General features: G+C 58.0%; 29 protein-coding genes and 1 tRNA gene. 12 read left to right on the top strand and 18 right to left on the bottom strand.

Annotation, left to right across the window (positions count from 1 at the left end; genetic code table 11):
* Window positions 1-122: 122 nt before the first annotated feature.
* The 3 genes from JHL21_RS03865 to JHL21_RS03855 form a co-directional block, all read right to left on the bottom strand.
* A complete protein-coding gene (locus JHL21_RS03865; protein ID WP_182394035.1) occupies window positions 123-1,340 on the bottom strand; it encodes an NADP-dependent isocitrate dehydrogenase in 1,218 nt (405 codons plus the stop codon).
* Between the two features lie 120 nt (window positions 1,341-1,460).
* On the bottom strand, window positions 1,461-1,796 hold the full coding sequence (locus tag JHL21_RS03860) for a TfoX/Sxy family protein (protein WP_200211980.1): 336 nt from the start codon (window positions 1,794-1,796) through the stop codon (window positions 1,461-1,463).
* Window positions 1,793-2,242 carry a GFA family protein gene (locus JHL21_RS03855; RefSeq protein WP_200211978.1) on the bottom strand — a complete coding sequence of 150 codons (450 nt, stop codon included), beginning with the start codon at window positions 2,240-2,242 and terminating at the stop codon, window positions 1,793-1,795. The genes JHL21_RS03860 and JHL21_RS03855 overlap by 4 nt, the downstream gene beginning before the upstream one ends.
* Before the next feature lie 95 nt (window positions 2,243-2,337).
* On the opposite strand from JHL21_RS03855, the gene JHL21_RS03850 reads away from it, so the two are divergent.
* The 5 genes from JHL21_RS03850 (at window position 2,338) to rpsD (ending at window position 6,596) form a co-directional block, all read left to right on the top strand.
* A complete protein-coding gene (locus JHL21_RS03850; protein ID WP_199530978.1) occupies window positions 2,338-2,919 on the top strand; it encodes a GNAT family N-acetyltransferase in 582 nt (193 codons plus the stop codon).
* Between the two features lie 94 nt (window positions 2,920-3,013).
* Window positions 3,014-3,601 (top strand): GNAT family N-acetyltransferase, encoded by a 588-nt coding sequence (locus tag JHL21_RS03845; protein WP_200211977.1) that lies wholly within the window; start codon window positions 3,014-3,016, stop codon window positions 3,599-3,601.
* Window positions 3,602-3,658: 57 nt separating this feature from the next.
* Window positions 3,659-4,459: an RNA methyltransferase gene (locus JHL21_RS03840; RefSeq protein WP_182394031.1), complete on the top strand. Its 801-nt coding sequence runs from the start codon at window positions 3,659-3,661 to the stop codon at window positions 4,457-4,459.
* A 63-nt stretch (window positions 4,460-4,522) separates the two neighbouring features.
* Window positions 4,523-5,761 carry an MFS transporter gene (locus JHL21_RS03835; protein WP_200211974.1) on the top strand — a complete coding sequence of 413 codons (1,239 nt, stop codon included), beginning with the start codon at window positions 4,523-4,525 and terminating at the stop codon, window positions 5,759-5,761.
* 217 nt (window positions 5,762-5,978) lie between these two features.
* Window positions 5,979-6,596: a 30S ribosomal protein S4 gene (gene rpsD, locus JHL21_RS03830; RefSeq protein WP_169195066.1), complete on the top strand. Its 618-nt coding sequence runs from the start codon at window positions 5,979-5,981 to the stop codon at window positions 6,594-6,596.
* 179 nt (window positions 6,597-6,775) lie between these two features.
* Here the strand turns inward: rpsD and JHL21_RS03825 are convergent, their stop codons facing one another.
* Both JHL21_RS03825 and JHL21_RS03820 read right to left on the bottom strand, forming a co-directional pair.
* On the bottom strand, window positions 6,776-7,489 hold the full coding sequence (locus JHL21_RS03825) for a hypothetical protein (RefSeq protein ID WP_200211972.1): 714 nt from the start codon (window positions 7,487-7,489) through the stop codon (window positions 6,776-6,778).
* 341 nt (window positions 7,490-7,830) lie between these two features.
* Complete coding sequence (locus tag JHL21_RS03820) at window positions 7,831-9,204, bottom strand: SbmA/BacA-like family transporter (protein ID WP_200211971.1); 1,374 nt, start codon at window positions 9,202-9,204, stop codon at window positions 7,831-7,833.
* A 177-nt stretch (window positions 9,205-9,381) separates the two neighbouring features.
* Here JHL21_RS03820 and ttcA point away from each other — a divergent pair, with 177 nt between their 5' ends.
* A complete protein-coding gene (gene ttcA / locus JHL21_RS03815) occupies window positions 9,382-10,242 on the top strand; it encodes a tRNA 2-thiocytidine(32) synthetase TtcA (RefSeq protein WP_169195088.1) in 861 nt (286 codons plus the stop codon).
* Window positions 10,239-11,051 carry an inositol monophosphatase family protein gene (locus JHL21_RS03810; RefSeq protein ID WP_200211967.1) on the top strand — a complete coding sequence of 271 codons (813 nt, stop codon included), beginning with the start codon at window positions 10,239-10,241 and terminating at the stop codon, window positions 11,049-11,051. The genes ttcA and JHL21_RS03810 overlap by 4 nt, the downstream gene beginning before the upstream one ends.
* Before the next feature lie 65 nt (window positions 11,052-11,116).
* On the opposite strand, the gene JHL21_RS03805 is transcribed toward JHL21_RS03810, so the two are convergent.
* Window positions 11,117-12,367 (bottom strand): multidrug effflux MFS transporter, encoded by a 1,251-nt coding sequence (locus JHL21_RS03805; protein WP_210338187.1) that lies wholly within the window; start codon window positions 12,365-12,367, stop codon window positions 11,117-11,119.
* Window positions 12,368-12,469: 102 nt separating this feature from the next.
* Window positions 12,470-13,702 carry an MFS transporter gene (locus JHL21_RS03800; RefSeq protein ID WP_199532863.1) on the bottom strand — a complete coding sequence of 411 codons (1,233 nt, stop codon included), beginning with the start codon at window positions 13,700-13,702 and terminating at the stop codon, window positions 12,470-12,472.
* Window positions 13,703-13,846: 144 nt separating this feature from the next.
* Between JHL21_RS03800 and JHL21_RS03795 the strand changes: the two genes are divergently transcribed.
* Window positions 13,847-14,137 (top strand): Dabb family protein, encoded by a 291-nt coding sequence (locus JHL21_RS03795; RefSeq protein WP_169195062.1) that lies wholly within the window; start codon window positions 13,847-13,849, stop codon window positions 14,135-14,137.
* Between the two features lie 45 nt (window positions 14,138-14,182).
* On the opposite strand, the gene grxD is transcribed toward JHL21_RS03795, so the two are convergent.
* The 9 genes from grxD to JHL21_RS03750 all read right to left on the bottom strand — a co-directional run bounded on the left by grxD (window position 14,183) and on the right by JHL21_RS03750 (window position 20,499).
* A complete protein-coding gene (grxD, locus tag JHL21_RS03790; protein ID WP_169195061.1) occupies window positions 14,183-14,515 on the bottom strand; it encodes a Grx4 family monothiol glutaredoxin in 333 nt (110 codons plus the stop codon).
* Window positions 14,516-14,626: 111 nt separating this feature from the next.
* Entirely contained in the window at window positions 14,627-15,250 is a 624-nt protein-coding gene (locus JHL21_RS03785) for an HAD family hydrolase (protein ID WP_200211965.1), read from the bottom strand.
* The gene (locus JHL21_RS03780) at window positions 15,247-15,558 is read right to left on the bottom strand and encodes a DUF6665 family protein (protein WP_248305948.1); all 312 of its coding nucleotides are present in this window, start codon (window positions 15,556-15,558) and stop codon (window positions 15,247-15,249) included. Before JHL21_RS03780 ends, JHL21_RS03785 begins: the two co-directional genes overlap by 4 nt.
* Window positions 15,559-15,561: 3 nt before the next feature.
* Window positions 15,562-15,795: a BolA family protein gene (locus tag JHL21_RS03775; RefSeq protein ID WP_169195058.1), complete on the bottom strand. Its 234-nt coding sequence runs from the start codon at window positions 15,793-15,795 to the stop codon at window positions 15,562-15,564.
* Window positions 15,796-15,893: 98 nt separating this feature from the next.
* On the bottom strand, window positions 15,894-18,119 hold the full coding sequence (gene purL, locus JHL21_RS03770; RefSeq protein WP_200211963.1) for a phosphoribosylformylglycinamidine synthase subunit PurL: 2,226 nt from the start codon (window positions 18,117-18,119) through the stop codon (window positions 15,894-15,896).
* Window positions 18,120-18,142: 23 nt separating this feature from the next.
* Complete coding sequence (purQ, locus tag JHL21_RS03765; RefSeq protein ID WP_200211962.1) at window positions 18,143-18,811, bottom strand: phosphoribosylformylglycinamidine synthase subunit PurQ; 669 nt, start codon at window positions 18,809-18,811, stop codon at window positions 18,143-18,145.
* A gap of 274 nt (window positions 18,812-19,085) precedes the next feature.
* Window positions 19,086-19,685, bottom strand: coding sequence for an ankyrin repeat domain-containing protein (locus JHL21_RS03760; RefSeq protein WP_254081946.1), 600 nt, complete (start codon window positions 19,683-19,685; stop codon window positions 19,086-19,088).
* Window positions 19,686-19,827: 142 nt separating this feature from the next.
* Window positions 19,828-20,115, bottom strand: coding sequence for a hypothetical protein (locus tag JHL21_RS03755; protein WP_200211957.1), 288 nt, complete (start codon window positions 20,113-20,115; stop codon window positions 19,828-19,830).
* A gap of 3 nt (window positions 20,116-20,118) precedes the next feature.
* Window positions 20,119-20,499, bottom strand: coding sequence for a RidA family protein (locus JHL21_RS03750; protein WP_199532858.1), 381 nt, complete (start codon window positions 20,497-20,499; stop codon window positions 20,119-20,121).
* Window positions 20,500-20,576: 77 nt separating this feature from the next.
* On the opposite strand from JHL21_RS03750, the gene JHL21_RS03745 reads away from it, so the two are divergent.
* Together JHL21_RS03745 and JHL21_RS03740 are read left to right on the top strand one after the other, a co-directional pair.
* Window positions 20,577-20,661, top strand: a tRNA-Leu gene (locus JHL21_RS03745).
* A 283-nt stretch (window positions 20,662-20,944) separates the two neighbouring features.
* Complete coding sequence (locus tag JHL21_RS03740; RefSeq protein ID WP_200211955.1) at window positions 20,945-21,883, top strand: DMT family transporter; 939 nt, start codon at window positions 20,945-20,947, stop codon at window positions 21,881-21,883.
* A 177-nt stretch (window positions 21,884-22,060) separates the two neighbouring features.
* Here the strand turns inward: JHL21_RS03740 and gpt are convergent, their stop codons facing one another.
* Together gpt and JHL21_RS03730 are read right to left on the bottom strand one after the other, a co-directional pair.
* Window positions 22,061-22,558 carry a xanthine phosphoribosyltransferase gene (gene gpt, locus JHL21_RS03735; protein WP_200211953.1) on the bottom strand — a complete coding sequence of 166 codons (498 nt, stop codon included), beginning with the start codon at window positions 22,556-22,558 and terminating at the stop codon, window positions 22,061-22,063.
* A gap of 80 nt (window positions 22,559-22,638) precedes the next feature.
* Window positions 22,639-23,412, bottom strand: a complete 774-nt coding sequence (locus JHL21_RS03730) for a competence/damage-inducible protein A (RefSeq protein WP_200211951.1) — start codon at window positions 23,410-23,412, stop codon at window positions 22,639-22,641.
* A gap of 138 nt (window positions 23,413-23,550) precedes the next feature.
* Here JHL21_RS03730 and map point away from each other — a divergent pair, with 138 nt between their 5' ends.
* Window positions 23,551-24,387: a type I methionyl aminopeptidase gene (gene map, locus JHL21_RS03725; protein WP_169195050.1), complete on the top strand. Its 837-nt coding sequence runs from the start codon at window positions 23,551-23,553 to the stop codon at window positions 24,385-24,387.
* Entirely contained in the window at window positions 24,384-25,103 is a 720-nt protein-coding gene (gene radC / locus JHL21_RS03720) for a DNA repair protein RadC (protein ID WP_200211949.1), read from the top strand. The genes map and radC overlap by 4 nt, the downstream gene beginning before the upstream one ends.
* The last annotated feature ends 1 nt before the right edge of the window (window position 25,104 follow it).

The following is a 25,104-nucleotide window of genomic DNA, read 5'->3' as shown; positions in this document are numbered from 1 at the left end:
GTTGGTTCGCAGGACATGGTGGTGTGCCACCGTTGCTTTTGGACGGTTCAAGTCTTTGGTTTTGTGAATAAAAAAAACGGCGCCACAGGGGCGCCGTTTCTTTGATTTGGTATTGGAAGGGATTAGGCCTTAGCCATTGCCTTCTGGAGGTTTTCGTCGATCGCATCGAGGAAGCCGAGGGTCGAGAGCCATGGCTGATCTGGACCAACGAGCAAGGACAAGTCCTTAGTCATTTTTCCTTCTTCGATGGTGTCGACAACGACCTTTTCCAGAGTCAGCGCGAACTTGGCGAGCTCTGCGTTGTCATCGAGCTTGGCGCGGTGCGCGAGGCCGCGGGTCCAAGCGAAGATCGACGCGGTCGAGTTCGTGGAGGTTTCTTTGCCCTGCTGGTGCTGGCGGTAGTGACGGGTCACGGTGCCGTGGGCAGCTTCAGCTTCAACAATCTTACCATCTGGCGTCGCCAGAACCGAGGTCATCAGGCCGAGCGAACCAAAGCCCTGGGCGACGATGTCGGACTGCACGTCGCCGTCGTAGTTCTTACAAGCCCAAACATAGCCGCCGGACCACTTAAGGGCGGAGGCAACCATGTCGTCGATCAGGCGGTGTTCGTACCAGATCTTGGCTTCTTCAAACTTCTGCTTGAACTCGGCGTCGTAGATCTCTTGGAAGATATCCTTGAAGCGACCGTCATAGGCCTTGAGGATGGTGTTCTTGGTCGAGAGGTAGACCGGAACGCCACGGGCGAGACCATAGTTGAAGCTCGAATAAGCGAAATCGCGGATCGAGTCGTCGAGGTTGTACATGGCCATGGCAACGCCAGAACCCGGAGCCTGGAAGACTTCGTGCTCGATGACGGTGCCGTCTTCGCCGGCGAACTTGATGGTCAGCGTGCCCTTGCCTGGGAAGGTGAAGTCGGTGGCGCGGTACTGGTCGCCGAAAGCGTGACGGCCAACGATGATTGGCTGGGTCCAGCCTGGAACGAGGCGTGGCACGTTCTTGCAGATGATTGGTTCGCGGAAGATAACGCCGCCCAAGATGTTGCGGATGGTGCCGTTTGGCGACTTCCACATTTTCTTGAGGCCGAATTCTTCGACGCGCTGCTCATCTGGGGTGATGGTCGCGCACTTGATGCCGACGCCGTGCTTCTTGATCGCGTTTGCAGCGTCAATGGTCACCTGATCGTTGGTGGCGTCGCGGTTTTCGACCGACAGATCGTAATATTCGATGTCGAGGTCGAGGTAGGGATGAATGAGCTTGTCTTTAATGGCCTGCCAGATGATGCGGGTCATTTCATCGCCGTCGAGGTCGACGACCGGGTTGGCGACTTTGATCTTGCTCATCGAAAACTCCCTTAAAAGCATGATAGCGGCATCTTAGCCGCGCGTGAGTAAGCCGTATAACATCGGCCAAAGAAAGAGCAAAGTTAGGCTCGGCAAGGGGGCATGCCGAGAAGTCTGTGTTCACTTCGGCGGAAGAATTTGGACTGAGGCGAGGCCCGTTTGCAACCAGAAGGCCAGCGTTTCCTCGTCTTCCAGCACATCGCCGGACACCAGAACGAAGCCGCCCATGGTGCGTCCTGTCATTTCCATGAGCGAGGTGCCTTCGTGTTTGAGCGCTGTTTCCATTCCGGTTTTTCCGACGCGGACGAGCATATTGCCCTCTTTTCCGGCCCAAAGCGCCATGTGGCCACGGACCATGAGGGCTGTTCCGCCGAACATTTTCTTGGTCGCGTAGACAAGGCTTGGCGGAATGATTGCTTCCAACCGGTCGAGTAGCTCTTGCATGGCCATGCTCATGGCGCAGCTTTCTCGGGATAGGTTTCGTGGATGGGCAGGTCTTCTAGCAGCCAGTCCCAAGGTTGGCGGCTGCGTCCGAAAAGTAGGTGTTTGGGCTTAAACCACTGATTATTGCCTGCGAAAATACCGACAGGTAGGATGCTGACGCCCGGAGCGCGAGAACTTTGGGCGTGGAGTGTGGTGCCGCACACCGGGCAGAAGTGGCGCGTGAAGCGCGCGCCGGAGGCGGCGTCACGGGTATAGGGCTTGGTTTCGCCGGTGAGGGAGATATCGTCTGCTGCCAAGAGCGCTATGCTGCTATGGCCGGTGCCAGTGACTGCCTGACAGTTCAGACAGGCACAGGTGAACATGGAAAGGATGCGACCACTCGCCCTGACCGTGACCGCCCCGCAGTCGCAGCGTCCATTGGCTTCTACTATGGCATTATGCTGTACATCTTGTGGCATCTGGATAGGCTTGCATTTGGCATTTCGTGGCGCAAGGGGCCAAAAGTGCCAAATGTTTTGAGCAGTGGGAAGGCGCCAATGGCGTGATAAAGCTCATGGATTTTCACCTACACTCGCCTCTTGAGACTGAGCGTCTGGTTTTGCGACATTTTTCGCGCCGGGACGCTGATGCGATGTTTGCGTATCGCGGACGTGAGGACGTGGCGCAGTATCTGATGGATGAGGCGCTGACGCGCGAAGAATGCGCGCTAGCCATCCAGCAGAGGATAAATCATGTGCATTTGGATAAGGTCGATAGTCGGCTGACGCTGGCGGTCGAGACACGCGATGGGACCCTCGTGGGTGAGGTGTGTCTTATCCTGCGTAATGTTGAAGCGCGTCAGGGAGAAATTGGCTGGATTTTCCATCCAGATCATCAGGGCAAGGGCTACGCCAGCGAAGCGTGCCGCGTGCTGTTGGCTCTCGCCTTTCAAAGCGCCGAACTGCATCGTGTTTTTGCCCGCTGCGACGCCGCTAACACCCCGTCATGGCGCTTGATGGAGCGCTTGGGGATGCGGAAGGAAGCGCATTTCATCGAGCACGGCTTGTTCAAAGGGCGCTGGGATGAGGAACTGTACTACGCCATGCTGAGCCGTGAGTGGGTCGCGCAAAATCAAGGCTCTAAGACGCTATTATAGGAGACAATATTTCGGGAACCGCGAGCAGCTGACGCCGTTCAACGGGCAAGTGCTGATATTTCACTCAACTGAAAGGGACCCGAGGATGTCGACTTTGCGTTTTCCGATTGAAACTGCTCATCTGATCTTACGCCCCTTTGAGCGTGCGGATTTGGAGGCGGTGTCGCGCTATCACGCTCTGCCAACGCTTGCCCGCTATTTGGAGCGCCCATCTCGCTATGCCGGAGACGAAGCCGAGGCGGTCGAGCTTATGCGTAAGCAAACCGATCTGGTGCGGCCCGGCGATGTGCTCACGCTGGCGCTATGCCGGAAGGGCGATGAACGGCTGATCGGGCAGGTTAGCTTGCGTTGGTATGATGCCATGGCGCGTCAGGGCGAAATGACATTTGCCATTGAGCCGAGCATGAGTGGGCAAGGTTATTTGACGCAGGCTTTGTCGACGATGTTCGAGCTGGGGTTCGACCATTTCAATATGCATCGCATTGTGGCGCGAAGTGATGCTCGCTCCCACAACACTGTGAAATTGCTGCAGAAACTGGGTATGCGACTGGAAGCGCATTACCGTGAGCATGCACTTTATCAAGGCGATTGGGACGAAGAAATGCACTTCGCACTGCTCGACCGCGATTGGCGTCCGGCCACAAAAATCGTGCAATTACCGGTGCGTGGCCGCGTCGCTTGATTTGCCCCTAGCAAGCAATTGCGATATGCCGCCCAGACTTTCTAGGATGGGCGGCACATGGCAGGCACGGACAGTTCTCAACCGATTAACTACGCACCAACTCCGGCGATCATTTTGTGTGAGCCTCAGTTGGGAGAAAACATCGGTTCGGCCGCGCGTGCCATGGCCAATTTCGGCTTGTGGGACTTGCGCCTTGTCCGTCCACGCGATGGCTGGCCCAATGAAAAGGCAATTGCTGCGGCATCCAAGGCTGACCACGTGCTGGAACGCGTGACGGTTTATGAAACTCTCGAAGAAGCTATTGCCGATTTGACGCTGGTCTATGCGACCACTGCGCGTTCGCGCGATATGCAAAAAGAGGTCTATGGGCCGGAAGAAGCGTCAGCGACCATGGCGACCCATATTCGCAAGGGCGAAAAGGTCGGCTTGCTGTTTGGACGTGAGCGTTGGGGACTGCTCAATGATGAAGTCGCGCTGGCTGACGCCATTGTGACGCTGCCGGTTGAAGCGGCTTTTGCCTCCCTCAACATTGCCCAGGCAGTCTTGCTGATGAGCTACGAGTTCCGTCGCACCAGCGAAGAAGGCAAGGCCCTGCCGTTTGGCGATGGGCTGCATGAGCCTGCGCCACGCAACGAACTGGTGGGGCTGATGGAGCATCTGGAAACCGTTCTGGAAGGGTCGGGGTTCTTTACCGCGCCTGACAAAAAGCCCAGCGTGATCACCAATCTGCGTACGGCGCTGACGCGTGGTCGCTTTACGAGCCAAGAAATCCGCACCTTGCGGGGCGTGATCTCTTCCATTGATCGTCGCCATGAGCGGCCGAACCCCAATCGGCAGAAGTCGCAGAAAGACGAGTGAGCTAGAACTCACGCTCTATTTGGTCTTTGACGGCGTGGGGGCAAAGTGCGATGCAGTGTACTCATGAGTACGCACGCCCCCTCTGAGCCCTCCAAGCTCGCTTTTACTTATATCGGTTTCCGCTTTTTCTGGCTGACGACATTGCTCGTCAGCTTTGCCGTTCAGATCATGTCGGTCTCGATTGCGTGGCACATTTATGATGTGACAGGCAATGCGCTGCTGCTTGGACTTGTCGGGCTGGCGCTGTTTTTGCCGGCGCTGGTTTTGATGCTGGTGACCGGGCTGACGGCGGACCGGTTTAGTCGACGCCGTATCATGGCCATTTGTTTGGCTGTTGAGCTCTTATGCGCACTGAGCTTTTTGGTGCTGACAGGGGGGAACAGCGACGAGGTCTGGCCGATGTTCGTTGTGCTGGTGTTCTTGGGCACGGCGCGGGCGTTCTGGGGACCGGCGGCGCAGTCTCTGGCTCCGAACCTTGTACCATCAGAGGCGCTCTCAAACGCGATCACGGTCAACGCTTCGGCCTGGCAATTCGCCTCCATCACCGGACCAGCCTTGGGTGGCTTGCTCTATGGGATTGGTCCGGCCTTCGCGTTCGGGACAGCGGCCCTGCTTTTGGCCGGTGGTATGATCACCGTGATGCTGATCCCCAAGCCTGCGCAGCATAAGGCAGGCCAAGCGACGAGCCTTGAGACCATTTTCGGCGGCTTTCGCTACATATTTTCGAACAAGGTCGTGTTGGGCGCGATCTCGCTCGATATGTTCGCGGTGTTGATGGGCGGGGCCTATGCGCTGCTGCCGATCTATACCAAGGATATTTTGCATGCGGGCCCAGTGGAACTGGGGCTGCTGCGCGCGTCGCCGGGGATCGGGGCCATTGCCATGGCGCTCTACCTCACGCGGTTCCCGATCCGTGATCATGCCGGGAAGTTGCTGTTTTTGTTTGTTGGGCTGTTCGGCCTGTTTACGGTGATTTTTGGACTGTCTTCGACCGTGTGGCTTTCGATCCCGGCTCTCATATTGGTCGGAGCCTCGGACATGGTCAGCGTGACCATTCGCGAAACCATCATGCAGCTGTGGACACCCGAAGAGGTGCGTGGTCGCGTCAATGCGGTGAATTCGGTGTTTATCGGTGCGTCCAATGAGCTAGGCGAGTTCCGGGCCGGGACTGTGGCGCATTTCATTGGCGCTGTGCCAGCGGTGGTGATCGGCGGGTTTGGGGCCATGGCAATTGCTGTGATCTGGAGCCGGGTCTTTCCGCAATTGCGTGAGCAGCGGCAGATCAACAAGCGCATGGTGTAGCGAGAGCGCAAAAAGCGACGACGTGGGCGGAAGATTGCCGCGTTTTCCGGTACTTTGGGTTGACTCTTGGGGAGTCGGTCAATAAACACCGGCTCACCTATCCCGCCCTTCGGGGCTATAGGCGCACCCGGGATTCTCGCAAGGGAGTCTGTCGGCCTTGTGCAAGCAAGGCAAAGGAGGGCGCGAAACCTTCAACTCTCTACGAGAAGGATACGCGATGTCGAAGCGTCATTCCGTTAAGTACAAGATCGATCGTCGTCTTGGCGAAAACATCTGGGGCCGCCCAAAGTCCCCGCTGAACACCCGTGCATATGGCCCAGGCCAGCATGGTCAGCGTCGCAAGGGCAAGCTCTCCGACTACGGCCTACAGCTCCGCGCTAAGCAGAAACTCAAGGGCTACTACGCTTCCATCACCGAAAAGGGCTTCCGTCGTCTTTATGACGAAGCAGCTCGTCGCAAGGGCGATACCGGTGAAAACCTAATCGGTCTGCTGGAAAGCCGTCTGGACGCGATCGTGTATCGCGCGAAGTTCGTTGCTACTCCATTCGCAGCTCGTCAGTTCGTGAACCACGGCCACATTCTGGTCAACGGTAAGCGCGTCAACATTCCTTCCTACCAGGTCAAGGTTGGTGACAAGATCGAAGTTCGTGAGCGCTCCAAGCAGCTCACCGTTCTGCTCGAAGCTGTTCAGCTTGCTGAACGCGACGTTCCAGATTACGTCGATGTTGACCACCACAAGATGACTGCGACCTACGTGCGCGTTCCGGCTCTGTCGGACGTTCCGTACCCAGTTCAGATGGAACCAAACCTGGTCGTCGAATTCTACTCGCGTTAATCCGCGTTTCGAATTTTTCGATACGGAAAGGGTCGCTCTTCGGAGCGGCCCTTTTTTGTTTTGGGGTTGGCTATCTCGCCCTCGATCCCGCCCCGCATAGGGGAGGGAGGTTCGCCTGGACTGGCACATTGGAGGGGGAGAGGAGGCAAGTTCGATGGAGGGACTGCGGCGGTGATCGCCTACAGGTTATGTGGGCCCCAGTCGTCTTCGTCTGGCGGCGGTGGCCGGTCGATGGAGATCTGAGGACCACTGGAGTCGGAGGACGGTGTGCTGTGTGGGCCCCAGTCGTCGTCGTCTGGCGGTGGTGGCCTGTCGATGGATATCTGAGGACCACTGGAGTCGGAGGACGGTGTGCTGTGTGGGCCCCAATCGTCTTCGTCTGGCGGTGGTGGTCGGTCGATGGATATCTGAGGACCACTGGGCGAAGGAGACGGCGTGCTGTGTGGGCCCCAATCGTCTTCGTCTGGTGGCGGTGGCCGGTCGATGGATATTTGAGGGCCACTGGAGGACGGAGGGGGCGTGCTGTGTGGGCCCCAGTCGTCTTCGTCTGGTGGTGGAGGACGATCGATGGAAATCTGCGGGCCATTGGCGGTCGTGCCACCCGGGGATGGTGCTGGCGTCGTTCCTGCCGCAGGGGGAGTTTCAACTGACGGCGTAACCGCCGTCTCTGGGCAGTGAGGATTGCGCGCATAAAATGCGGCCAAGTCTGCTGCCGGCAGATCCACTAAGATTTCACAGTCTTCTTCGACAGCTTGGGGGGCTGGCGCTGCAACTGGGGGATGAACCCAGTTGAGGGGAAGATCTGCCGCTTTTGCTGGGGCAATTGCTGGAAGAGTTAAGGCTGTGAGGCCTATTGCCAGCGCCAGTGCGCGGCGACTAGTCAATACAAACATACATGAACTCAGCAGGCAAAAAAACTTTGGATGGGAGAGACTTGATGTGTCATTCCCGGCTATCTCCTGAGGTAAGTTGTTTGCTGCAGATAAGTTCCCAGTTCCTTGTAATATTTATTCCGTGACTGTCCCGACTGGTCCGCAGGGCAAAGAACTATGCCCCGCGCAGTATCCCCTTGCAGGCCTGTGTCCACAGCGTTCGGGCTCTGCAAAGAGGGTTGCTTAGGAGGGGAAGGATGTGACGACCCCGACAGATTTGCGCGAGGGCACGATCTGGGGACGTGGCAGGTAGCGGCCCGCTCGGGGACAAAAAAGCCGCCCCAGGGGGCGGCTTTGATTGCTTAGGTCGTTGCGCCGGAGACGCTTACCTTGATTGGCTCCTGGTCGTTCGGGATGTGGCTCTCGAACTGACGCAAGCGCATGATGACCGATTGCAGCTCCACGATGACCGTCCAAGCGCGGGCGAAGAACTGGAAGGAGCTGAACACCTGCCCGAAGGCGATCTGGATCTGCTGGTAGAGGCCCATGGTGAGCGTGCCGGCCAGAATGGACGGGGCCATCACCAAGAGCGGCACATAGCCGATGACTTGGTTGTAACCGTAGCGGGTCAGATTGAAGTAGGTGTAGTGGAAATAGAGGCGGAAGTAGTTCTTCTGCACGCCCGCAAAGAGCTCACGGATGGTCGCGGGTTGGGCGCGATCGGCTTGATCTTCGCCGAGAACGAGTTCCTTACGATAGGCCGCTTCAACGCGCTGGTTGGCGAAGTTGAGGCCTGGCAGCTTGATCCCCACGACAGCAAGCAAAGCTGTGCCAGCTGCTGCGCCGACCAAGGCGACCCATACCAGACCACCGGGAACGTCGCCGAAGAGTGGCAATTCGCTGATGTTTGCGGAGAGCGTCCAAAGCAGGGGGAGGAAGACGACGAGCGTAATCAAGCTGTCGAAGAATGCGGTGCCGAGATCTTCCATGATCTGGGCAAAGCGCATGGTGTCTTCTTGAACACGCTGCGCCGCGCCTTCGGTTTGGCGGATCTTTGGCCAATGGGCCATGTAGTAGAAGTTCATCGCCTTACGCCAACGGAAGACGTAGTGCGAGGTGTAGAAGGCGAGCAGAACCGAGACCAGCACGCTGGGGAGCGCAACCAACAAAATGGTGCCAACGAGGCCGTAGAGCTGGTCGGCCGAGACCGATCCGGGTTGCGTGAGCGCAAGCTGGATGGTGTTGAAGAACGAGCCGGACCATTCGTTGACGAAGGCCGATACCTGCACTTGGAAATAGATGATCAGCAGGATGACCGTGGTGGACACCACTGACCACCAATACCAATCATTGCGCTGGTAGAAATACCAGAAGACGCAGAAGATCAGGGCTGTGATCAACACGAACTGATAGAGCCAGACGCGATCACCGTTCAGGAAATCGAGCTTGGCCCCAGCTTCCGCAGCGGCGGTTGGGTTCGGGGCGGGTTCGGTGGTGTCTCCGGCGTCGGCAGTCGTCGTGGCGACAGCGTCGGGTGCCGCGGTTTCTGTCGTAGCCGTTTGAGCAGTGGTTGGGGCAGTCGTAGCCTCGATTGCGACCGGATGGGTGAAGCGATCAATGCTGATATAGGGTCGGATCGCATCGCCAACGGTGAACCAGATCACGACGGCGGCGAGAAGCCATAGCGCGGCAGAGCCGAAAAACAGTTTGGGTACGGGGAAAAAAGACCGAAACACCGAAATCTCCCGAGGTGTTCAATATTGCCTTATCTAGAGGCGAACCGCAGATTCACACAAGTTACACTGCGGTAAGTAAGTGCGTTCACGAGTTTGCCTTTCCCTTTCAATTCCGGGCTATCGGCGGTATCAGCAAGCTTACGTCTGATGAAGAGAGTTTTGCCAATGTCCGCGGTGATGGAAGCCCAAGCTACGCTGGATGAGGATGCTGATACCGGCATCCATCCCATCTTCGCTAAAGCGCCGCGTTCGGTGGAATTTAATAAGCTGCGTAAGCGCCTCATTCGCAATACTCGCGAAGCGCTTGAGAAGTTCGCCATGGTCCGTCCGGGCGAGAAGTGGCTGATTGCGCTGTCGGGCGGCAAGGATAGCTATGGGCTTTTGGCGCTGCTGCTCGACCTCAAGGCGCGCGGCATGCTGCCGGTTGAGCTGTTGGCGTGCAATCTCGACCAAGGGCAGCCGAATTTCCCGAAGCACATCCTGCCTGCGTTTTTGAGCGAATTGGGCATCGAGCACCGTATCGAATACAAGGACACCTATTCGATTGTGACCGATAAGCTGCCGCAGGGAGCAACCTATTGTTCGCTGTGCTCGCGCTTACGGCGCGGCAATCTTTATCGCATTGCACGTGAAGAGGGCTGTACGGCGCTGGTGCTGGGACACCATCGCGACGACAGCCTCGAAACCTTTTTTATGAACATGTTCCATGGCGGCAAGCTGGCGGCAATGCCGGCGAAACTGGTCAATGACGAGGGCGATCTCGAAGTTCTGCGTCCGCTGATTTTCTGCGCGGAAGAGGATTTGCAAAAATTCTCCGACCACATGCAGTTCCCGATTATTCCATGCGACCTGTGCGGTTCGCAGGATGGGCTGGAGCGCAATGCGATGAAGGCCATGCTCACCGATATTGAAAAGCGTATGCCGGGCCGCAAGGATACGATGATCCGGGCCATGGGCAATATCAATGCCAGCCATATGCTGGATACGCGCCTGTTTGATTTTGCGTCCCTTGCTGCTCAGCAGAAAGTTGCCGAATGAACATCGACCGTCTCGCCGCGATTTTGAAACAAGCCGCACAGCAGGAAATCCTGCCGCGGTTCCGCAAACTCGATGAGGGCGCGGTGCAGACCAAAACCAGCGCTTTTGATCTGGTGACCGAGGCGGACGTCAACGCCGAGCGCGTGATTACGGCGGCGATCAATGAGCATTCGCCGCGCCATACTGTGATTGGCGAAGAAGCGGTGTCGGCCAATGCGGCACTGCTCAATACCAACTTCGAGGATCGAGTCGTGATTTACGTCGATCCTGTTGATGGAACGGCTAATTTCGTCGGTGGGCTGCCGCTGTTTGCGGTCATGGCTGGCGTGGTGCAGAACGGGGAAACCGTCGCGGGCGTGATCTATGATCCGATGGGCGATGATTTCGTTATGGCGGAGCGTGGGTGTGGCGCCTGGCAGGTGTTTCCCGATGGTCGTCGCAAGCGTCTGAAATATGCCGATCCAGTGCCGGTTTCAGAAATGGGCGGGCTGACGTCAACCACCTACATTCCAGAACCACACCGTCGCGAGGTTTTGGGGAATTTGAGCCTTGTGAAGGTGACCGCCAATTATCGCTGCGCGGGCCATGAGTATCGCCTTGCTGCCGATGGGCACGTGCACTTCCAAATGTACAACAAGACCATGCCTTGGGATCACGTGGCGGGTTCGTTGATTGTCGAGGAAGCGGGCGCGCATGTGGCCAAGCTGGATGGTTCGCCCTATCGCGCTGCAGACCTTGATGGTGGGCTGCTTATCGCGCCTGACAAGGAGAGCTGGCAGGCGCTGCGCCGTGAGGTCTTTACCTTCTAAAGCGCAAGATGATCCGAGAATAAGGAAAAGGCCGGGCGCTGTAGTGCGCCCGGCCTTTTTGGTTCTTAGTGTTCCGAGATGATCGGCTCGGCATTGGCATATTGCTCGCCCACGCCAAAAAGCTTGCCCTTTTCGGCGATGAGCACGCAGACCAGTGCCATGACGCCCATGGTGAAGTAGCCCGCTGCAACGTTGAGCGCAGAGTGGTTGAACATCTGGCCGATCACCATGCCCATCAAAGCCCCACCAACGGTTTGGATGAAGGCGAAGGTGGCGGCGGCCGTGCCTGCGACTGCGCCCAATGGTTCCATCGAAAGCGAGTTCATGTTCGAGCTGGTCCAGCCGAACGAGAACATGATGATCGCCAGAAGCGGATAGAAGACGACAAAGGGCAGGTTGTTGGTCAGGGCCAGAATGGTCATGACGGCACCGAAGGTGGTGTAGACCAAGATGGCGCCATGGGCGAGGCGACGCATGCCCATGCGCCGGACGACGCGAGAGTTGGTGAAGGACGAGACAGCCATGAGGGCGCCGATGCCAGCGAAGGCAGCGGTGAACCACAGGCCAAGCCCATAGACTTCGACGTAAACCTGTTGGGCCGAGGAGATGAAGCCCATGAGCGCGCCGAAGAGGAACATGCCAGCGAGGCCATAGAAGAACGCCGTGCGGTTTGTGCAGACGATGCGGAAGCCAGAGGCGATGCTCTTGATGCTGAGCGGACGGCGCTTGTCTTCGCTGAGCGTCTCATCGAGCTTGAAATAGCCCCAGATCATGATTGCCAAGGCCAGTACGCCCATGAAGATAAAGATGTTCTGCCATGGGCCGGTGAGGAGAAGGACCTGACCAATGCTTGGGGCAATGATGGGGATCGCCATGAAGACCATGAAGGTCAGAGACATGACCTCGGCCATTTCGCGGCCAGAATACTTGTCACGAACGATGGCAGTGCAGATTACGCGCGCGCTGGCGGCGCCCATGCCCTGAACGAAGCGCAGCACCAAGAGAGTCGTGAAATCCTGCGCAAAGGCGGCAGCAATGGCGGCGATGATATAGACGGTGATGCCAGCAAACAGCGGAATGCGGCGGCCAAAGCGGTCGGTCAGCGGGCCGAATGCCAGAACGGCGATGCCCATTCCGAGGGTGTAGGAGGTGACGACGAACTGCCGTTCGTTCTCGCTGACAACCCCTAGGGCTTCGCCCATGTAGGGCAGGGCGGGCAACATGACGTCGACAGCAATAGCGTTCATCGTCATCAGTGCCGCTATGAGGGCAATGAAGTGCGGGCGCGAAATCGCGCGCGATATCCGATCTGTCATTATCAATACCTAGAGGTCGGCGAGGAGTAGCCGACGATTAGAAACGCGCGGACCATGAACCCGTTGCCAGCTTTTGGCAAGGCAACGGGCGAAATGGTGTGATTAATGTTGCATCGCGGTTTTGACCGCGAAATTTTTGTCTTTGATTTCGTTGATCGGGATGTGGACCGCAGCGGAGGCTAGGCCCAAGAGAATGCCGAGATACCACATCAGGTCATAGGCTCCGGTCAGATCATAAACCAGACCGCCCAGCCAGACGCCGAAGAAGGAACCGATCTGGTGGCTGAGGAAGGCAATGCCATAGAGCATGCCCATGTAACGCGGGCCGAAGAAGAGGGTCACGAGCCCAGCCGTGAGCGGAACAGTCGAAAGCCAGAGTAGGCCCATGACTGCGCCGAAGATGTAGGCGCTGATTTCCGTGACGGGCAGGAAAACGAAGCCCGCAATGGCGAGCGCGCGGAGAAAGTAGATGAGCGCAAGGAGGAGTTGCTTGGGCAGGCGTGAACCGAGCCAGCCTGAGAGGAGCGAGCCCGCGACGTTGAAGAGGCCGATAACGGCGATTGCCCAGCTGCCCACTTCTGGCGAAAGGCCACATTCGACCAGATAGGCCGGCATGTGAACGCCGATAAAAGCGAGGTGGAAGCCGCAAACAAAGAAGCCAATGACCAGAAGGCGATAGGAGCCATAGCCCCAAGCGCGCGACAGGGCCTGCATGAACTTCATATCGGCTTCGCCCGGAACGGACTCAGCGCGACCACGCAGTGCGCTGGAGAGCGGGATGATGAGCAAGAGGATCAGTGCGATCCAGACAAGAGCCATCTGCCAGCCGAAGGCAGAGATGAAGCCCTGACCGAGCGGGGCGAAAATGAACTGGCCTGCCGAGCTTGCGGCGGTGGCAATACCAAAAACAAAGCTGCGCTTTTCGGCGGGGACCACACGGCCGAAGGCGGCCATGACAACACCAAATGAGGCCACGGCGATGCCGACGCCGGTGATGATGCCGGTGGTGAGGGTGAGGCTGAGAATGTCTGGAGAGAAGGCCATGCCCAGAACGCCAGCGGCGTAGATCAGCCCGCCAAAGGCAAGTACGCGAGCAGAACCATATTTATCGGCCATTGCTCCGGCGAAGGGCTGGGTGAGACCCCAAGCCAAGTTCTGTATTGCCATGGCCATGCCCCACTCCTGACGGGTGAGGCCGAGATCTTCCGTAATGGGCAGGGTGAACAGTCCGAAGGCGCCACGCGTGCCGAAACCAATAGCGGCAATAATACAGCCCGCCAGAATAATGATGGGCAGAGGGAAATTGAGACGTGGAGCAGATGCGGACGCGGACATGACTCACCTATTTGTGCGCGGCGACGCTACGCCTAAGGCGAGATCACGAAAAGCAATAATAAATCATGAGTTGCATCACGAACTGTGATGACTTGACGTTTTGAGGATTTGGCACGACATGGCAGGGGACTGCATGAGGATACCATGATCCGCCATATCGTTCTTTTTACTGCAAAATCGCCGGACCTCGTTGATGAGGTCGTGGCTGGCCTGTCGATCCTCAAAACCATTCCACATAGCCTCAAGTTTGAGGTGACGCGGAACACTAAGGTTGATCTCTACGGCAATGAGGTTGACGTGGTGGTTTATGGCGAGTTTGCCGATCAGGCGGCGCTAGATGCCTATAAACAGCATCCGACTTACGCTGAGTCCGTGGCGCGGGTTCGGCCGATACGGGACGTTCGCTTCGCAGCTGATGTGGTTGTTTCAGAATAGTAAAAAGCCCCGCCGAAGCGGGGCTTTTGCATTAGGTGGCGCTAATTAAGCAGCCTTAACCGCAACACCAGCCTCTTCGAGGTGCGTCTTCAGTTCGCCGGACTGGAACATCTCGCGCACGATGTCTGCGCCGCCGATGAACTCGCCCTTGATGTAGAGCTGTGGAATGGTTGGCCAGTTGGTGTAGGCCTTGATGCCTTCACGCAGTTCGCCGCTTTCCAGCACGTTGGCCGAGCCGAATTCGAGGCCGAGATAATTGAGAATCTGGACGACCTGACCCGAGAAACCGCACTGCGGGAAATCGGGTGTACCCTTCATGAACAAGAACACGTCGTTGGACTTGATGCTGTTGTCGATGAAGGCGTTGATATCGGTCATGGGAAAAACCTTTCGAGAAATCCGGGTTCAAGGGCCGGGTCAAGTTGGCTCTTAAATAAGATAGGCGTGGCCGTCTGTCGAGGTGGGCGCATCGGTATTTGACGATGGGCGTTAGAGGCGGGCGGCGATCCAAGGGTGAGTGGTGACGTCTGTGTCCTGCGTGACATGGACAGTGTCCCACCCGGCTTTTGCGGCGACGTCGAGAACCTTTTGGGTGTCATCGAAAAAGAGCGGTGGCTCGTCCGTGCCGGCCATGCGCTCTTCAGCCATAGCGAAGAATTTCTTGTCGTATTTGGTCCGGCCAAAGCGGGCGGAATAGAACATGTCTTCAAAAATGGTCTTTAAGCCAATGACGTGCCAGAGGTATTGCGCGCGCGTGTGATCTTGATTGGTGCCGAGATAGAGGCGCACGTCTGGGTGTTGGCGCAGCTGGCGGATGGTGTCGAGGAGCACCGTGTTCGGGTTGCAGTCGAAGCTCAGCCAGAGATCGTGCACGGCCATGCTCGAGCCTTTGTAGCCGAAGGCTTTGAGGCGACGATCAAGCGCTTCGATCATTGGGACTTCGCCAATGAGGACGCGTTTGACGAAAATGTCGAAGATGAATTCGCGCTGGAAACGGTCTGCGTTGATGCCGAGTTTTGCGAGTTCGGCATCCCAACGTTCGTGTTCATCCGGGCGCGAATGATAGCCATGAACCAAGACGCCATCGACGTCGAACACTACCGCTCGGGTCATTCCTCGATGGCTCCGAGTGTTAGCAATACCTGGCGGGGGATTTTGAGGTCGGCTATGACTTCGTCGTGGTCTTCAAAGCCAAGCAGTTCGCGCTGGACGAAATAGCCCCAGACCGCGTCGCGGGCTTCGGCAAGGGCCGCTTTGCGGTCCTCGCCTGTTTCCAATGCGGCAATGGCATTGATAACGCGCTTTTCGGCGGCTCCGAGGGAGTTCGCCTTCTCTGCCATGATCTCATGTTCGATGGTCGCGGTGCCGACCTCTGGTCGGACCATGCGAATGATATCGAGAGACGTGCGCAGATCGCTCAAGGCTTATTCCGGAACGTTGGTCTGGAGCGCGAGAGCGTGAAGGGCACCGCCCATGTCGCCGTTGAGAGCTGCGTAGACGAGCTGGTGCTGGGCCACGCGGGTCTTGCCGCGGAAGGCTTCAGAAATGACGTGAGCGGCGTAGTGATCGCCGTCGCCAGCCAGATCACGGATTTCAATGACGGCATCGGGCAGGGCGGCTTTGATGCGGCGCTCGATTTCAGTGGCGTCCATGGCCATGGGTAGTCTCCCTGCTGGAATAGTGTTTGTGCAAAATGGGCACATGCCAAGATATGGCATGTGCCCATGAGGTCTTCAACCGGGGCGATGCGCCGCGATTAGCTGTTCATGTAGTTCGGGAACCAGCTTTCGTGTGCCGACTTGAGATCAGCCACCTTGACAGCGCGTGCGCCGCCAAGGGCGAGGCTGTCGCCACCAGTGGAGCCGATCCATGGCGCCTGGATGCCCAGAGCCTTGGCTTCGTCCCAAAGCTTGGCAATTTCATCGCCCTGCGGATCGAGATTGAGGGTGACGAGGTAACGGCCCTGATCTTCGCCGAAGAAAGTCTTGGCTGGTGCGTTGCCGTCGACGTCGGTGACAGTCGCGCCGATATTGCCAGCAATGGCCATTTCCGCGAGAGCAACGCCAAGGCCGCCATCGGACAGATCGTGGCAAGCGGTGACGACGCCGGAGCGGATCAGCTTGCGGACGAAGTCGCCGGTCTTGCGTTCAGCGGCAAGGTCAACGTGTGGCGCATCACCATCGCGACGATCGAAGAGATCGCGCAGATAGATCGACTGGCCGAGATGGGTGCCGCGTTCAGCAGGGCCACCGATGAGCAGGATTGGCTGGTTCTCAGCGACAAAACCGATGCGGACCGACTTTTCCCATTCAGGCAGAAGGCCAACGCCACCGATGGTCGGGGTCGGCAGAATGCCGCGACCGTTGGTTTCGTTGTAGAGCGAGACGTTGCCCGAGACGATTGGGAAATCGAGCGCACGGCACGCCGCGCCAATGCCTTCAACGGCCTTGACGAACTGGCCCATGATTTCTGGGCGTTCAGGATTGCCGAAGTTGAGGTTGTCGGTGGCGGCGAGTGGTTCTGCGCCGGTTGCCGTGAGGTTGCGCCAAGCTTCGGCAACAGCCTGCTTGCCACCTTCAAACGGGTTGGCTTCGCAATAGCGCGGGTTCACGTCTGAGGTGAAGGCAAGGCCCTTGTGCTCTGCGCCGTCTACACGAATGACGCCAGCATCGCCGCCCGGGCGCTGCATGGTGTTGCCCTGAATATAGGTGTCATACTGTTCGTAGACCCAACGGCGGGACGAGCACTGATGGCCGCCAACGAGCTTGAGGAGCGCGTCAGCAATATCCATTTGTGGCACGTCATCGGCAGCAAGGGCTGCGGGAATGACAGGCTCGGTCCATGGACGATCATATTCTGGAGCTTCGTCGCCGAGGTCCTTGATCGGAAGGTTTGCGACTTCTCTGCCCTGCCAGAGCACGCGGAAACGCAGATCATCAGTGGTGACGCCAACGGTGGCGAAGTCGAGTTCCCACTTTTCGAAGACCTTGCGGGCTTCTGGCTCTTTTTCTGGGTGGAGAACCATGAGCATGCGCTCCTGGGATTCCGAGAGCATCATCTCATAGGCGGTCATGTGGTTTTCACGCACAGGGACCTTGTCGAGATTAAGCTCAATGCCGAGGTCGCCCTTGGCGCCCATTTCGACAGCGGAGCAGGTGAGGCCAGCGGCGCCCATGTCCTGAATAGCAATCACGGCACCGGTGGCCATGAGTTCAAGGCAAGCTTCGAGCAGACGCTTTTCGGTGAAGGGGTCGCCAACCTGAACGGTTGGGCGCTTCTCTTCGATGTCATCGCCAAATTCGGCAGATGCCATGGTCGCGCCACCAACGCCGTCGCGGCCGGTCTTGGCGCCGAGGTAAACCACGGGCAGACCAACGCCTTCGGCCTTGGAATAGAAGATCTTGTCGGTGTCAGCCAAGCCAGCCGCGAACGCGTTGACGAGGTTGTTGCCATTGTAGCGGGCGTCGAATTCGACTTCGCCGCCAACGGTTGGCACGCCGAAGGCATTGCCATAGCCGCCAACGCCAGCCACCACACCATTGACGAGGTGACGGGTCTTTTCGTGCTCTGGAGCGCCAAAACGCAGAGCGTTCATGGCAGCGACTGGACGAGCGCCCATGGTGAAGACGTCACGCAGAATGCCGCCAACGCCGGTCGCTGCGCCCTGATAGGGCTCGATGAAGCTTGGGTGGTTGTGGGATTCCATCTTGAAGACGACAGCCTGACCATCGCCAATGTCGACGACGCCAGCGTTTTCGCCCGGGCCCTGAATAACCCGTGGACCAGAGGTCGGCAGGGTGCGGAGCCATTTCTTGGAGCTCTTATAGGAGCAGTGCTCGTTCCACATAGCCGAGAAAATGCCGAGCTCGGTATAGGTCGGCTCGCGGCCGATGAGATCGAGAATCTTCTGGTACTCGTCCGGCTTGAGGCCGTGGGAAGCGACGAGTTCAGCGGTGACAGCGGGGTCTTGTGCGAAGGTCATTGCAAGGGTCCGGCAGCTAGAGTTCAGGCGACCTGAGAGAGGGCAGCAGCAAAGAGCGCGCGCCCATCATCACCGCCATGAGCGGCTTCGATCAGGTTTTCTGGATGAGGCATCAGGCCGAGAACATTCTTGGTGTCATTGAAGACGCCAGCGATGTTGTTGATCGAGCCGTTTGGATTGGTGCCTTCGGCGTAGCGGAACGCCACTTGGCCATTGCCTTCAACGCGAGCGAGCGTTTCGGCATCGGCGAAGTAATTGCCGTCGTGGTGGGCAATCGGGCAGCGGATGATCTGACCTTGGGTATAACCCTTGGTGAAGGCGCTGTCGGTGTTGACGACTTCGAGCTTCACTTCACGGCACGCAAATTTGAGCGAGGTGTTGCGCATCAGCGCGCCGGGCAGGAGGCCGGCTTCGATCAGGATCTGGAAGCCATTGCAGACGCCGAGAACTTTTGTTCCCTTGGCGGCACGTTCGCGGACCTTGTCCATGATCGGCGAGCGGGCTGCGATAGCGCCGCAGCGGAGGTAGTCGCCATAGGAGAAACCGCCGGGAATAACGATCAGGTCAGTTTCTGGAAGATCGGTATCCTGATGCCATACGACATCGGGCTTTACGCCCCCGATCTTAGTGAGCGCCGCGATCATATCGCGGTCGCGGTTAAGGCCTGGAAACACGATGACAGCTGCCTTCATCGGTCAATCCTTTATGCATTGGGGGACGCGAGGTCCTTGTGGTGAGTCTTGGGCAAAAAGGCAAGCCAAAAGGTCAGTTTGAGGCGAATGGATGAAGGGTGGTGGGGCTGTGTGGTGTTTGCGGATCACCCCGCCGAGCCTCCCGCTGGTAACGGGGCGGGGAAGGAGCCGTTGAGGGGGGCTTATAGAAGCGGGAAGGCCCCCTCACCCGGCCAAAGAGGGCCGACCTCTCCCCGTGGGGGCGAGGTAAGACCGAGTGGAGGTGTTAGGGGGATTACTTGCCGCCGTGGGCTTCGAGAAGGGCGACCATGTCGTTAAAGCCACGGGCCTTGGCGTGGACGAGGGCGGTTACGCCGTCGTTGTCGGGGATGTTTGGATCGGCCCCAGCCTCGAGCAGTGTTTTGACGATCTCAACAAAGATGGGGCCGCCATTGGTGAGAACGACAGCTTCCATGAGGGCTGTCCAGCCGAGGCGATTGACATGGTCGGGGGCAACGCCAGCGTCGAGTAGAGCGCGCACAGCTTCCGGGTGGCCTTTTTCTGCCGCAGGGATGAGGGCGGTGCCGCCGAAGCGGTTGACGCTTTTAAGGTCAGCGCCATTGGCTAAGGCGAGTTTTAGAATCTCAACGCGGCCTTGGGCGCCAGCGACGAGGTAGGGGCTATCCGAGATATTGTCCTTGGCGTTGACGTCGGCTCCGGCGGCGATGAGCTTTTCGGCAGCTGCGATGTCGTTCTGCCACGTCGCGACGAGGAGGGCTGTTTGGCCCTCGCTATTGCGCTCTTCGATATCGTTGCCGGCAGTTATGGCCGTTGTCAGTTTGGCGATGTCGCCTTGTTCTACCGCTTGCAGCACAGAAGCATGCGCGGAGGTCATCGACATCACCAATACTCCGACAATTGTAAGGTAGCGCATGGAATGTCCCCGATGTGGTTAGGGGACGGTGGGCGCACTTTAGGGCGAATGATGGGCGGAGCAGTGTTTCGCTGTCGCCCATACATGTCAGTGGGCCCTGGACTTAGATCTGCTCGCCCAAATAGCCGACTTCAATGCGCTGGAAGAGAGCGCCTTCCTTCATCGTGGTGAGCCACTTCTGGAAATCGGCGACGTCAGCAAAACCGGCTCGCTTGGCATCGACTTCGGTGACATCGTCCGGGCTCATGTTGGTGATGGACTTGATCGCGAGGTAGCCGACTTTCGTTTTCAACGTCCCGCCTTCTTTGACGGTCTGGCGGTTCCAGCGGCGGAAGACGACGTCGACTTTGCCAGTTTTGATGTCTTCCAAAAGCGCGAGTTTGAGGAGCATGATTTAATCCAGTACGGCGGTCGCGGTGATTTCGATTTTGAGGCCCGCAGCGAGCAATTCCTTGACGACGACAGTGGCACGAACCGGGTAGGGCTGCTGGGTAAAGAATTCGCGATAGACCGTGTTCATCCCGGCCGCATAGGCGCTGTCGGTGAGGAAGATCTGGTTCATGACGATATTGCGCAGGGTGCCGCCTGCGGCTTTCACCGCGATTTCAAGGTTCTGAATGCAGCGGCGGGTCTGGTCTTCGATGGAGCCTTGGACGATTTCGCCCGTAGTCGGATCTTCAGCGATGGCAACCAACCAAACATGCTTTCCAGCGCGAACGGCATCGTTGATAGGAGCGGAAGAGGGAGCAATCCCGGTATCGATGCGTTCGATCATTCTGGCCTCTTAAGAATCAAGGGTGACAGGTTGTTTTCTGCCCTGCCTTATGACAAACACTGCCCAACCAGCCAAATGCGGGCGTGGTGGAATCGGTAGACACAAGGGACTTAAAATCCCTCGGCGATAGCTGTGCGGGTTCAAGTCCCGCCGCCCGCACCAACGGTTTTCTCATTCAAATCAATGCGGTTAATCAATTTGCGGGCTTATGTCCGCAGAGCCAATTTTCGCATCGAAGCCAGGCTTTTGGCGCACACCGAGAAGAAACTCGATCCGATCTTCCGCTTATAAGTGAGAGACCGGGGCCGCACCCACTACGCGCATGGTCCGTGCCAAACTCTCGGCCAATCCGGGTGAAGATTGCACCGAGGCGCTGAAACTATAGCGCTTATCGCGCAATTCTCAGATAGGAACGTAGCGTTCCTGCCGCTTCTCAATTCCCCTTATGACCTTGACCAAAACTACTACTCTTGGCATCGCCCTGGCCGTGATTACGGGCGCCCTGTGGGGCCTCGTCTTTCTGGCCCCGGCTTTGGCCAGCGCTTTCCCGCCAAGTATTTTGGTCGCCGGGCGCTACATTGCCTACGGCCTACTCGCCGCGCCCCTGCTGCTCTTCCGGTTCAAGAACATTCTTCCGCACCTCACCTTGCGGAACCTTGCCATCGCATTCGGCCTCTCAATTGCTGGCAACACGCTCTATTTTCTGCTGCTGGCCAATGCCATCCTGATGGCAGGGGTGCCGCTTTCCACGCTGATTATTGGTTTTATTCCCGTCACCGTGGCCCTGGTAGGGTCTTTCCGGGAAGGCGCGGTGTCGCTGCGGCAGCTGTGGCCAGCGCTTGCGCTCGGATGCGTCGCCATTGCCTGCATCACGATCGACGCCCTGCTCAAAGGCGAGACCGCCGTCGCCTATGCGCCGGTGACTGGGCTAATTCTTGCCATCGCCGCACTCATCAGTTGGACCATATTTGCCGTCGGTAACAGCTTTTACCTCAACAGCCGCACCGACATGTCTGCGCAGGATTGGAATCTCATTCTCGGGGTCGTCACTGGGGTTCAGGGTCTGATGATCTTGCCCTTTGCGCTTCATGCGGGCGTCCTGCCAAGCGAAGCTGAGGTTTGGATCAATCTGCTGCTCGTTTGCGCCGCGCTTGCACTTTTTGCCTCACTGATCGCTAACGCACTCTGGAACCATGTCACGCGCCTCCTGCCGTTGACGCTGATTGGGCCTATGGTTCTGTTCGAAACCCTCTTTGCGCTGCTCTACGGCTTCCTTTGGGAACAGCGCTTCCCGAACACGCTGGAGATGGCTGCCATAATCTTGATGCTCATCAGCGTTGCCCTGAGTGTCCTTGCGCATAGGCCGGGCAAGGCACACGCCTGATCACTCAGTCTAACTGGGTGGTCCAAGTGCTTTTCTGCGCAGCACTGGATTGCCCGATCAAGTCGAGCAATGGCGGTGTAGGACGGGCTTGAATTTCGGCCGATCAACGCCCCCGTACGAACAAAAAAGGCGCACCTTGCGGAGCGCCTTTTTTGTTTGGTTCTCAGAACCGAAAAATCAGTCGGTGCCGCCGGAGATTGGGGCGGCGTATGCGACGTCGAGGTCCCATGGGAAGAAGATCCAAGTGTCCTGCGAGACTTCAGTGATGAAGGTGTCGACCAGTTCGCGGCCCTTAGGCTTGGCGTAGACGGTGGCGAAGTGGGCGCCGGGGAGCATTTCGCGAACGACGCGAGCGGTGTTGCCGGTGTCCACGAGATCGTCAACAATCAGGATCTTGCCGCCATTGCGGGCGAGATCGAGGATCGGCTGGGAGATTTCCTTGAGAACCTTGATGCCAGACTGGTTCTGGTGATCGTAGCTCTTGCAGGCGACGGTTTCGACGGTGCGGATGTTCAATTCACGCGCAACGATGGCGGCTGGAACGAGACCGCCACGGGCAATGGCGACGACGGCGTCGAACGTGCCCATGCCGGCGAGGCGCCATGCGAGAGCGCGGCTGTCGCGGTGGAACTGATCCCAGGTGACAGGAAAATTCTTCTGATTATTGGTGCTCAAAGCTGTTCTCCTGGAGGGCGCAGGCCTAGGAACTGAAAAAGAGAGGAACGCTCTTTAGCAAAGCTAGAGCGTTCCGCCAATCATCCAATCTGTGGTGCGGCAATGCCTGCGTTGATATGGGCTTGGGCAACCATGGCCAAGACTTTCTGGGCGGCTTCGTCGAGACGGGCCTCATCGGGGCAGCGCAGCACAAGATCGGTGGTGGCGCGGCCAGTGCCCATTTGCGGGTAGGAGCCCATTTTGACGTCTGGGTATTCGGCTTGCAGGGCTGCGAAAGGCGCACCGATGGTGCCTTCGCCGACACCGGCTTTGATGGTGCGCGAAAGGTATTTGCGGCCACCCTTGAGGGTGGGGCCAATGGCTTCGAGCATGGCGCGCATGATGACGGGCACGCCGGCCATGACGTGAACATTGCCGATGCGGAAGCCGGGGGCGGCAGAAACGGAGTTGACGATCAGATCTGCGCCGACCGGAATGCGGGCCATGCGCAAGCGCGCTTCATTTGGCGCGGTGCCGCTTTCCTTCCAACGCGCCTCAAGCATAGCGCGGGCTTGCGCGTTGATCGGGAGGTCTACGCCAAAGGCTGCGGCCACAGCATCAGCTGTGATGTCATCGTGTGTTGGGCCGATGCCGCCGGAGGTGAAGACATAGGTGTAGCGCGCGCGCAGGGCGTTGATGGCGTCAACAATGTGATCCATCTCATCGCTGACCACGCGGACCTCAGTGAGGTCGATCCCGAGATCTGTGCAGAAATCGGCAACAGCGCCGATGTTCACATCTTTGGTGCGACCGGACAAAATCTCATCGCCGATAACAATCATCCCGGCGGTAACGCGCTCATTCTGCTGTGTCATTTGGGACCTTCCTTGCACGCAATTGGATGGGCCAAGCCTGCGCTGTCGTCAAGCTTTACACCGCACAATCAGCCGTGACGCCCTGCGCTCTTTTCATTGGCGTCAGAGCGGCCTATTTTGGGGGCTCAGGAGACCAATATGATTACCTATGTCGACGCTGGCACGAAGGCTCGCCGCCAACCCAATGTGATTCCCCTGCATGGCGCAGAGGGCTTTGAGGGCATGCGTAAGGCTGGCCAGCTGACCGCGCAGGCGCTGGATATTCTCACCCAATATGTTGAGGCGGGCGTTCCAACCTCGACCATTGATCGGGTGGCTTATGAGTTCGCGCGCGATCATGGCGCTGTTCCGGCGACGTTGTTTTACCGCGGCTTCCGGCATTCGCTGTGCACATCGATCAACCATGTCGTGTGTCACGGTATTCCCGATGAACGTCCGCTGCGCGAGGGCGATATCGTCAATATCGATCTGACGCTGGTGGTGGACGGGTGGCACGGCGACTCGAGCCGTATGTATCCTGTCGGCGAAATCGGACGCAAAGCGGAGCGCCTGATTGAAACCACCTATGCCAGCCTTGAGGCCGGTATTGCTGCGGTGAAACCGGGTAATACGACTGGTGATATTGGCGCGGCTATTCAGTCGGTGGCGGAAAGCGAACGCATGAGTGTGGTGCGCGATTTCGTTGGTCATGGGCTGGGGCGCGTGTTCCACGATGAGCCAAACATCTTGCACTATGGTACGGCGGGCACGGGCATTCCGCTCAAGGCGGGGATGATTTTCACCATCGAACCTATGATCAACCTCGGCAAACCGCATGTGAAGGTTTTGGCTGACGGTTGGACGGCGGTGACGCGGGACCGGACGCTGACGGCGCAAGCCGAGCACTGTATTGGCGTTACCGAAACGGGCTGTGAGGTCTTCACGCTCTCGCCCGGTGGCCTGTTCAATCCTTTGGCGGTGCGACAGGGCAAATGAGCAAACCTCCCAAGCCCGGCGATGGAACAGGTGAAGCGGTTCAGCCGCATTATCTGGGACATCGGGAACGGGCGCGGGAGCGTTTTCGAACAGTCGGCGGGGAAGCACTCGCCGACTATGAGCTTTTAGAGCTCATGCTGCATATGATCATTCCGCAGCGGGACACCAAGCAGCTCGCCAAAGACCTTATCGCGCGCTTTGGTTCATTTTCAGACGTGCTTTCAGCATCGCCACTGCGTCTCAAGGAGATGAAGGGGCTGGGAGAGACCTCCATTGCCCATATTAAGGTGGTGCAGGCTGTCGCTCAGCGCTATGGGCGTGACCAGATTGTGCGGGATCAGCCAATTCTCTCGTCGTGGACGCAGCTGCTCGATTATTTCAAAGGTCAAATGGCCTATGAGGATATCGAACAGTTCCGGATTTTGTTCCTCGATAAGAAGAACAAGCTCATCGCCGACGAGGTGCAGCAGACGGGGACGGTGGATCACACGCCCGTCTATACGCGTGAGGTGATACGGCGATCGCTGGAGCTGTCAGCGACCGCGATCATCTTGGTTCATAACCATCCATCGGGCGATCCGACGCCGTCGGCGGCGGATATACGCATGACCAAAGAAATCAACGATGTGGCGCGCCCTTTGGGCATAGTTCTGCATGACCACATCATCATCGGCCGCAAAGGCCATGTTTCGCTGCGATCACAAAATTTGTTCTAGG

This window comes from Devosia sp. WQ 349K1 (assembly GCF_016595685.1).
In the GTDB taxonomy this organism is placed as follows: Bacteria; Pseudomonadota; Alphaproteobacteria; order Rhizobiales; family Devosiaceae; genus Devosia.
The sequence above is the reverse complement of the archived record's forward strand: the minus strand, read 5'-3'. Positions and strand labels throughout refer to the sequence as shown.

Coding starts and splice junctions, on each gene's coding strand:
- JHL21_RS03865 (WP_182394035.1), bottom strand. CDS start 1,340: ATGAGCAAGATCAAAGTCGCCAACCCGGTCGTCGACCTCGACGGCGAT.
- JHL21_RS03860 (WP_200211980.1), bottom strand. CDS start 1,796: ATGAGCATGGCCATGCAAGAGCTACTCGACCGGTTGGAAGCAATCATT.
- JHL21_RS03855 (WP_200211978.1), bottom strand. CDS start 2,242: ATGCCACAAGATGTACAGCATAATGCCATAGTAGAAGCCAATGGACGC.
- JHL21_RS03850 (WP_199530978.1), top strand. CDS start 2,338: ATGGATTTTCACCTACACTCGCCTCTTGAGACTGAGCGTCTGGTTTTG.
- JHL21_RS03840 (WP_182394031.1), top strand. CDS start 3,659: ATGGCAGGCACGGACAGTTCTCAACCGATTAACTACGCACCAACTCCG.
- JHL21_RS03835 (WP_200211974.1), top strand. CDS start 4,523: ATGAGTACGCACGCCCCCTCTGAGCCCTCCAAGCTCGCTTTTACTTAT.
- rpsD (WP_169195066.1), top strand. CDS start 5,979: ATGTCGAAGCGTCATTCCGTTAAGTACAAGATCGATCGTCGTCTTGGC.
- JHL21_RS03825 (WP_200211972.1), bottom strand. CDS start 7,489: ATGTTTGTATTGACTAGTCGCCGCGCACTGGCGCTGGCAATAGGCCTC.
- ttcA (WP_169195088.1), top strand. CDS start 9,382: ATGGAAGCCCAAGCTACGCTGGATGAGGATGCTGATACCGGCATCCAT.
- JHL21_RS03810 (WP_200211967.1), top strand. CDS start 10,239: ATGAACATCGACCGTCTCGCCGCGATTTTGAAACAAGCCGCACAGCAG.
- JHL21_RS03805 (WP_210338187.1), bottom strand. CDS start 12,367: ATGACAGATCGGATATCGCGCGCGATTTCGCGCCCGCACTTCATTGCC.
- JHL21_RS03800 (WP_199532863.1), bottom strand. CDS start 13,702: ATGTCCGCGTCCGCATCTGCTCCACGTCTCAATTTCCCTCTGCCCATC.
- JHL21_RS03795 (WP_169195062.1), top strand. CDS start 13,847: ATGATCCGCCATATCGTTCTTTTTACTGCAAAATCGCCGGACCTCGTT.
- grxD (WP_169195061.1), bottom strand. CDS start 14,515: ATGACCGATATCAACGCCTTCATCGACAACAGCATCAAGTCCAACGAC.
- JHL21_RS03785 (WP_200211965.1), bottom strand. CDS start 15,250: ATGACCCGAGCGGTAGTGTTCGACGTCGATGGCGTCTTGGTTCATGGC.
- JHL21_RS03775 (WP_169195058.1), bottom strand. CDS start 15,795: ATGGCCATGGACGCCACTGAAATCGAGCGCCGCATCAAAGCCGCCCTG.
- purL (WP_200211963.1), bottom strand. CDS start 18,119: ATGACCTTCGCACAAGACCCCGCTGTCACCGCTGAACTCGTCGCTTCC.
- purQ (WP_200211962.1), bottom strand. CDS start 18,811: ATGAAGGCAGCTGTCATCGTGTTTCCAGGCCTTAACCGCGACCGCGAT.
- JHL21_RS03760 (WP_254081946.1), bottom strand. CDS start 19,685: ATGACCTCCGCGCATGCTTCTGTGCTGCAAGCGGTAGAACAAGGCGAC.
- JHL21_RS03755 (WP_200211957.1), bottom strand. CDS start 20,115: ATGCTCCTCAAACTCGCGCTTTTGGAAGACATCAAAACTGGCAAAGTC.
- JHL21_RS03750 (WP_199532858.1), bottom strand. CDS start 20,499: ATGATCGAACGCATCGATACCGGGATTGCTCCCTCTTCCGCTCCTATC.
- JHL21_RS03740 (WP_200211955.1), top strand. CDS start 20,945: ATGACCTTGACCAAAACTACTACTCTTGGCATCGCCCTGGCCGTGATT.
- JHL21_RS03730 (WP_200211951.1), bottom strand. CDS start 23,412: ATGACACAGCAGAATGAGCGCGTTACCGCCGGGATGATTGTTATCGGC.
- map (WP_169195050.1), top strand. CDS start 23,551: ATGATTACCTATGTCGACGCTGGCACGAAGGCTCGCCGCCAACCCAAT.
- radC (WP_200211949.1), top strand. CDS start 24,384: ATGAGCAAACCTCCCAAGCCCGGCGATGGAACAGGTGAAGCGGTTCAG.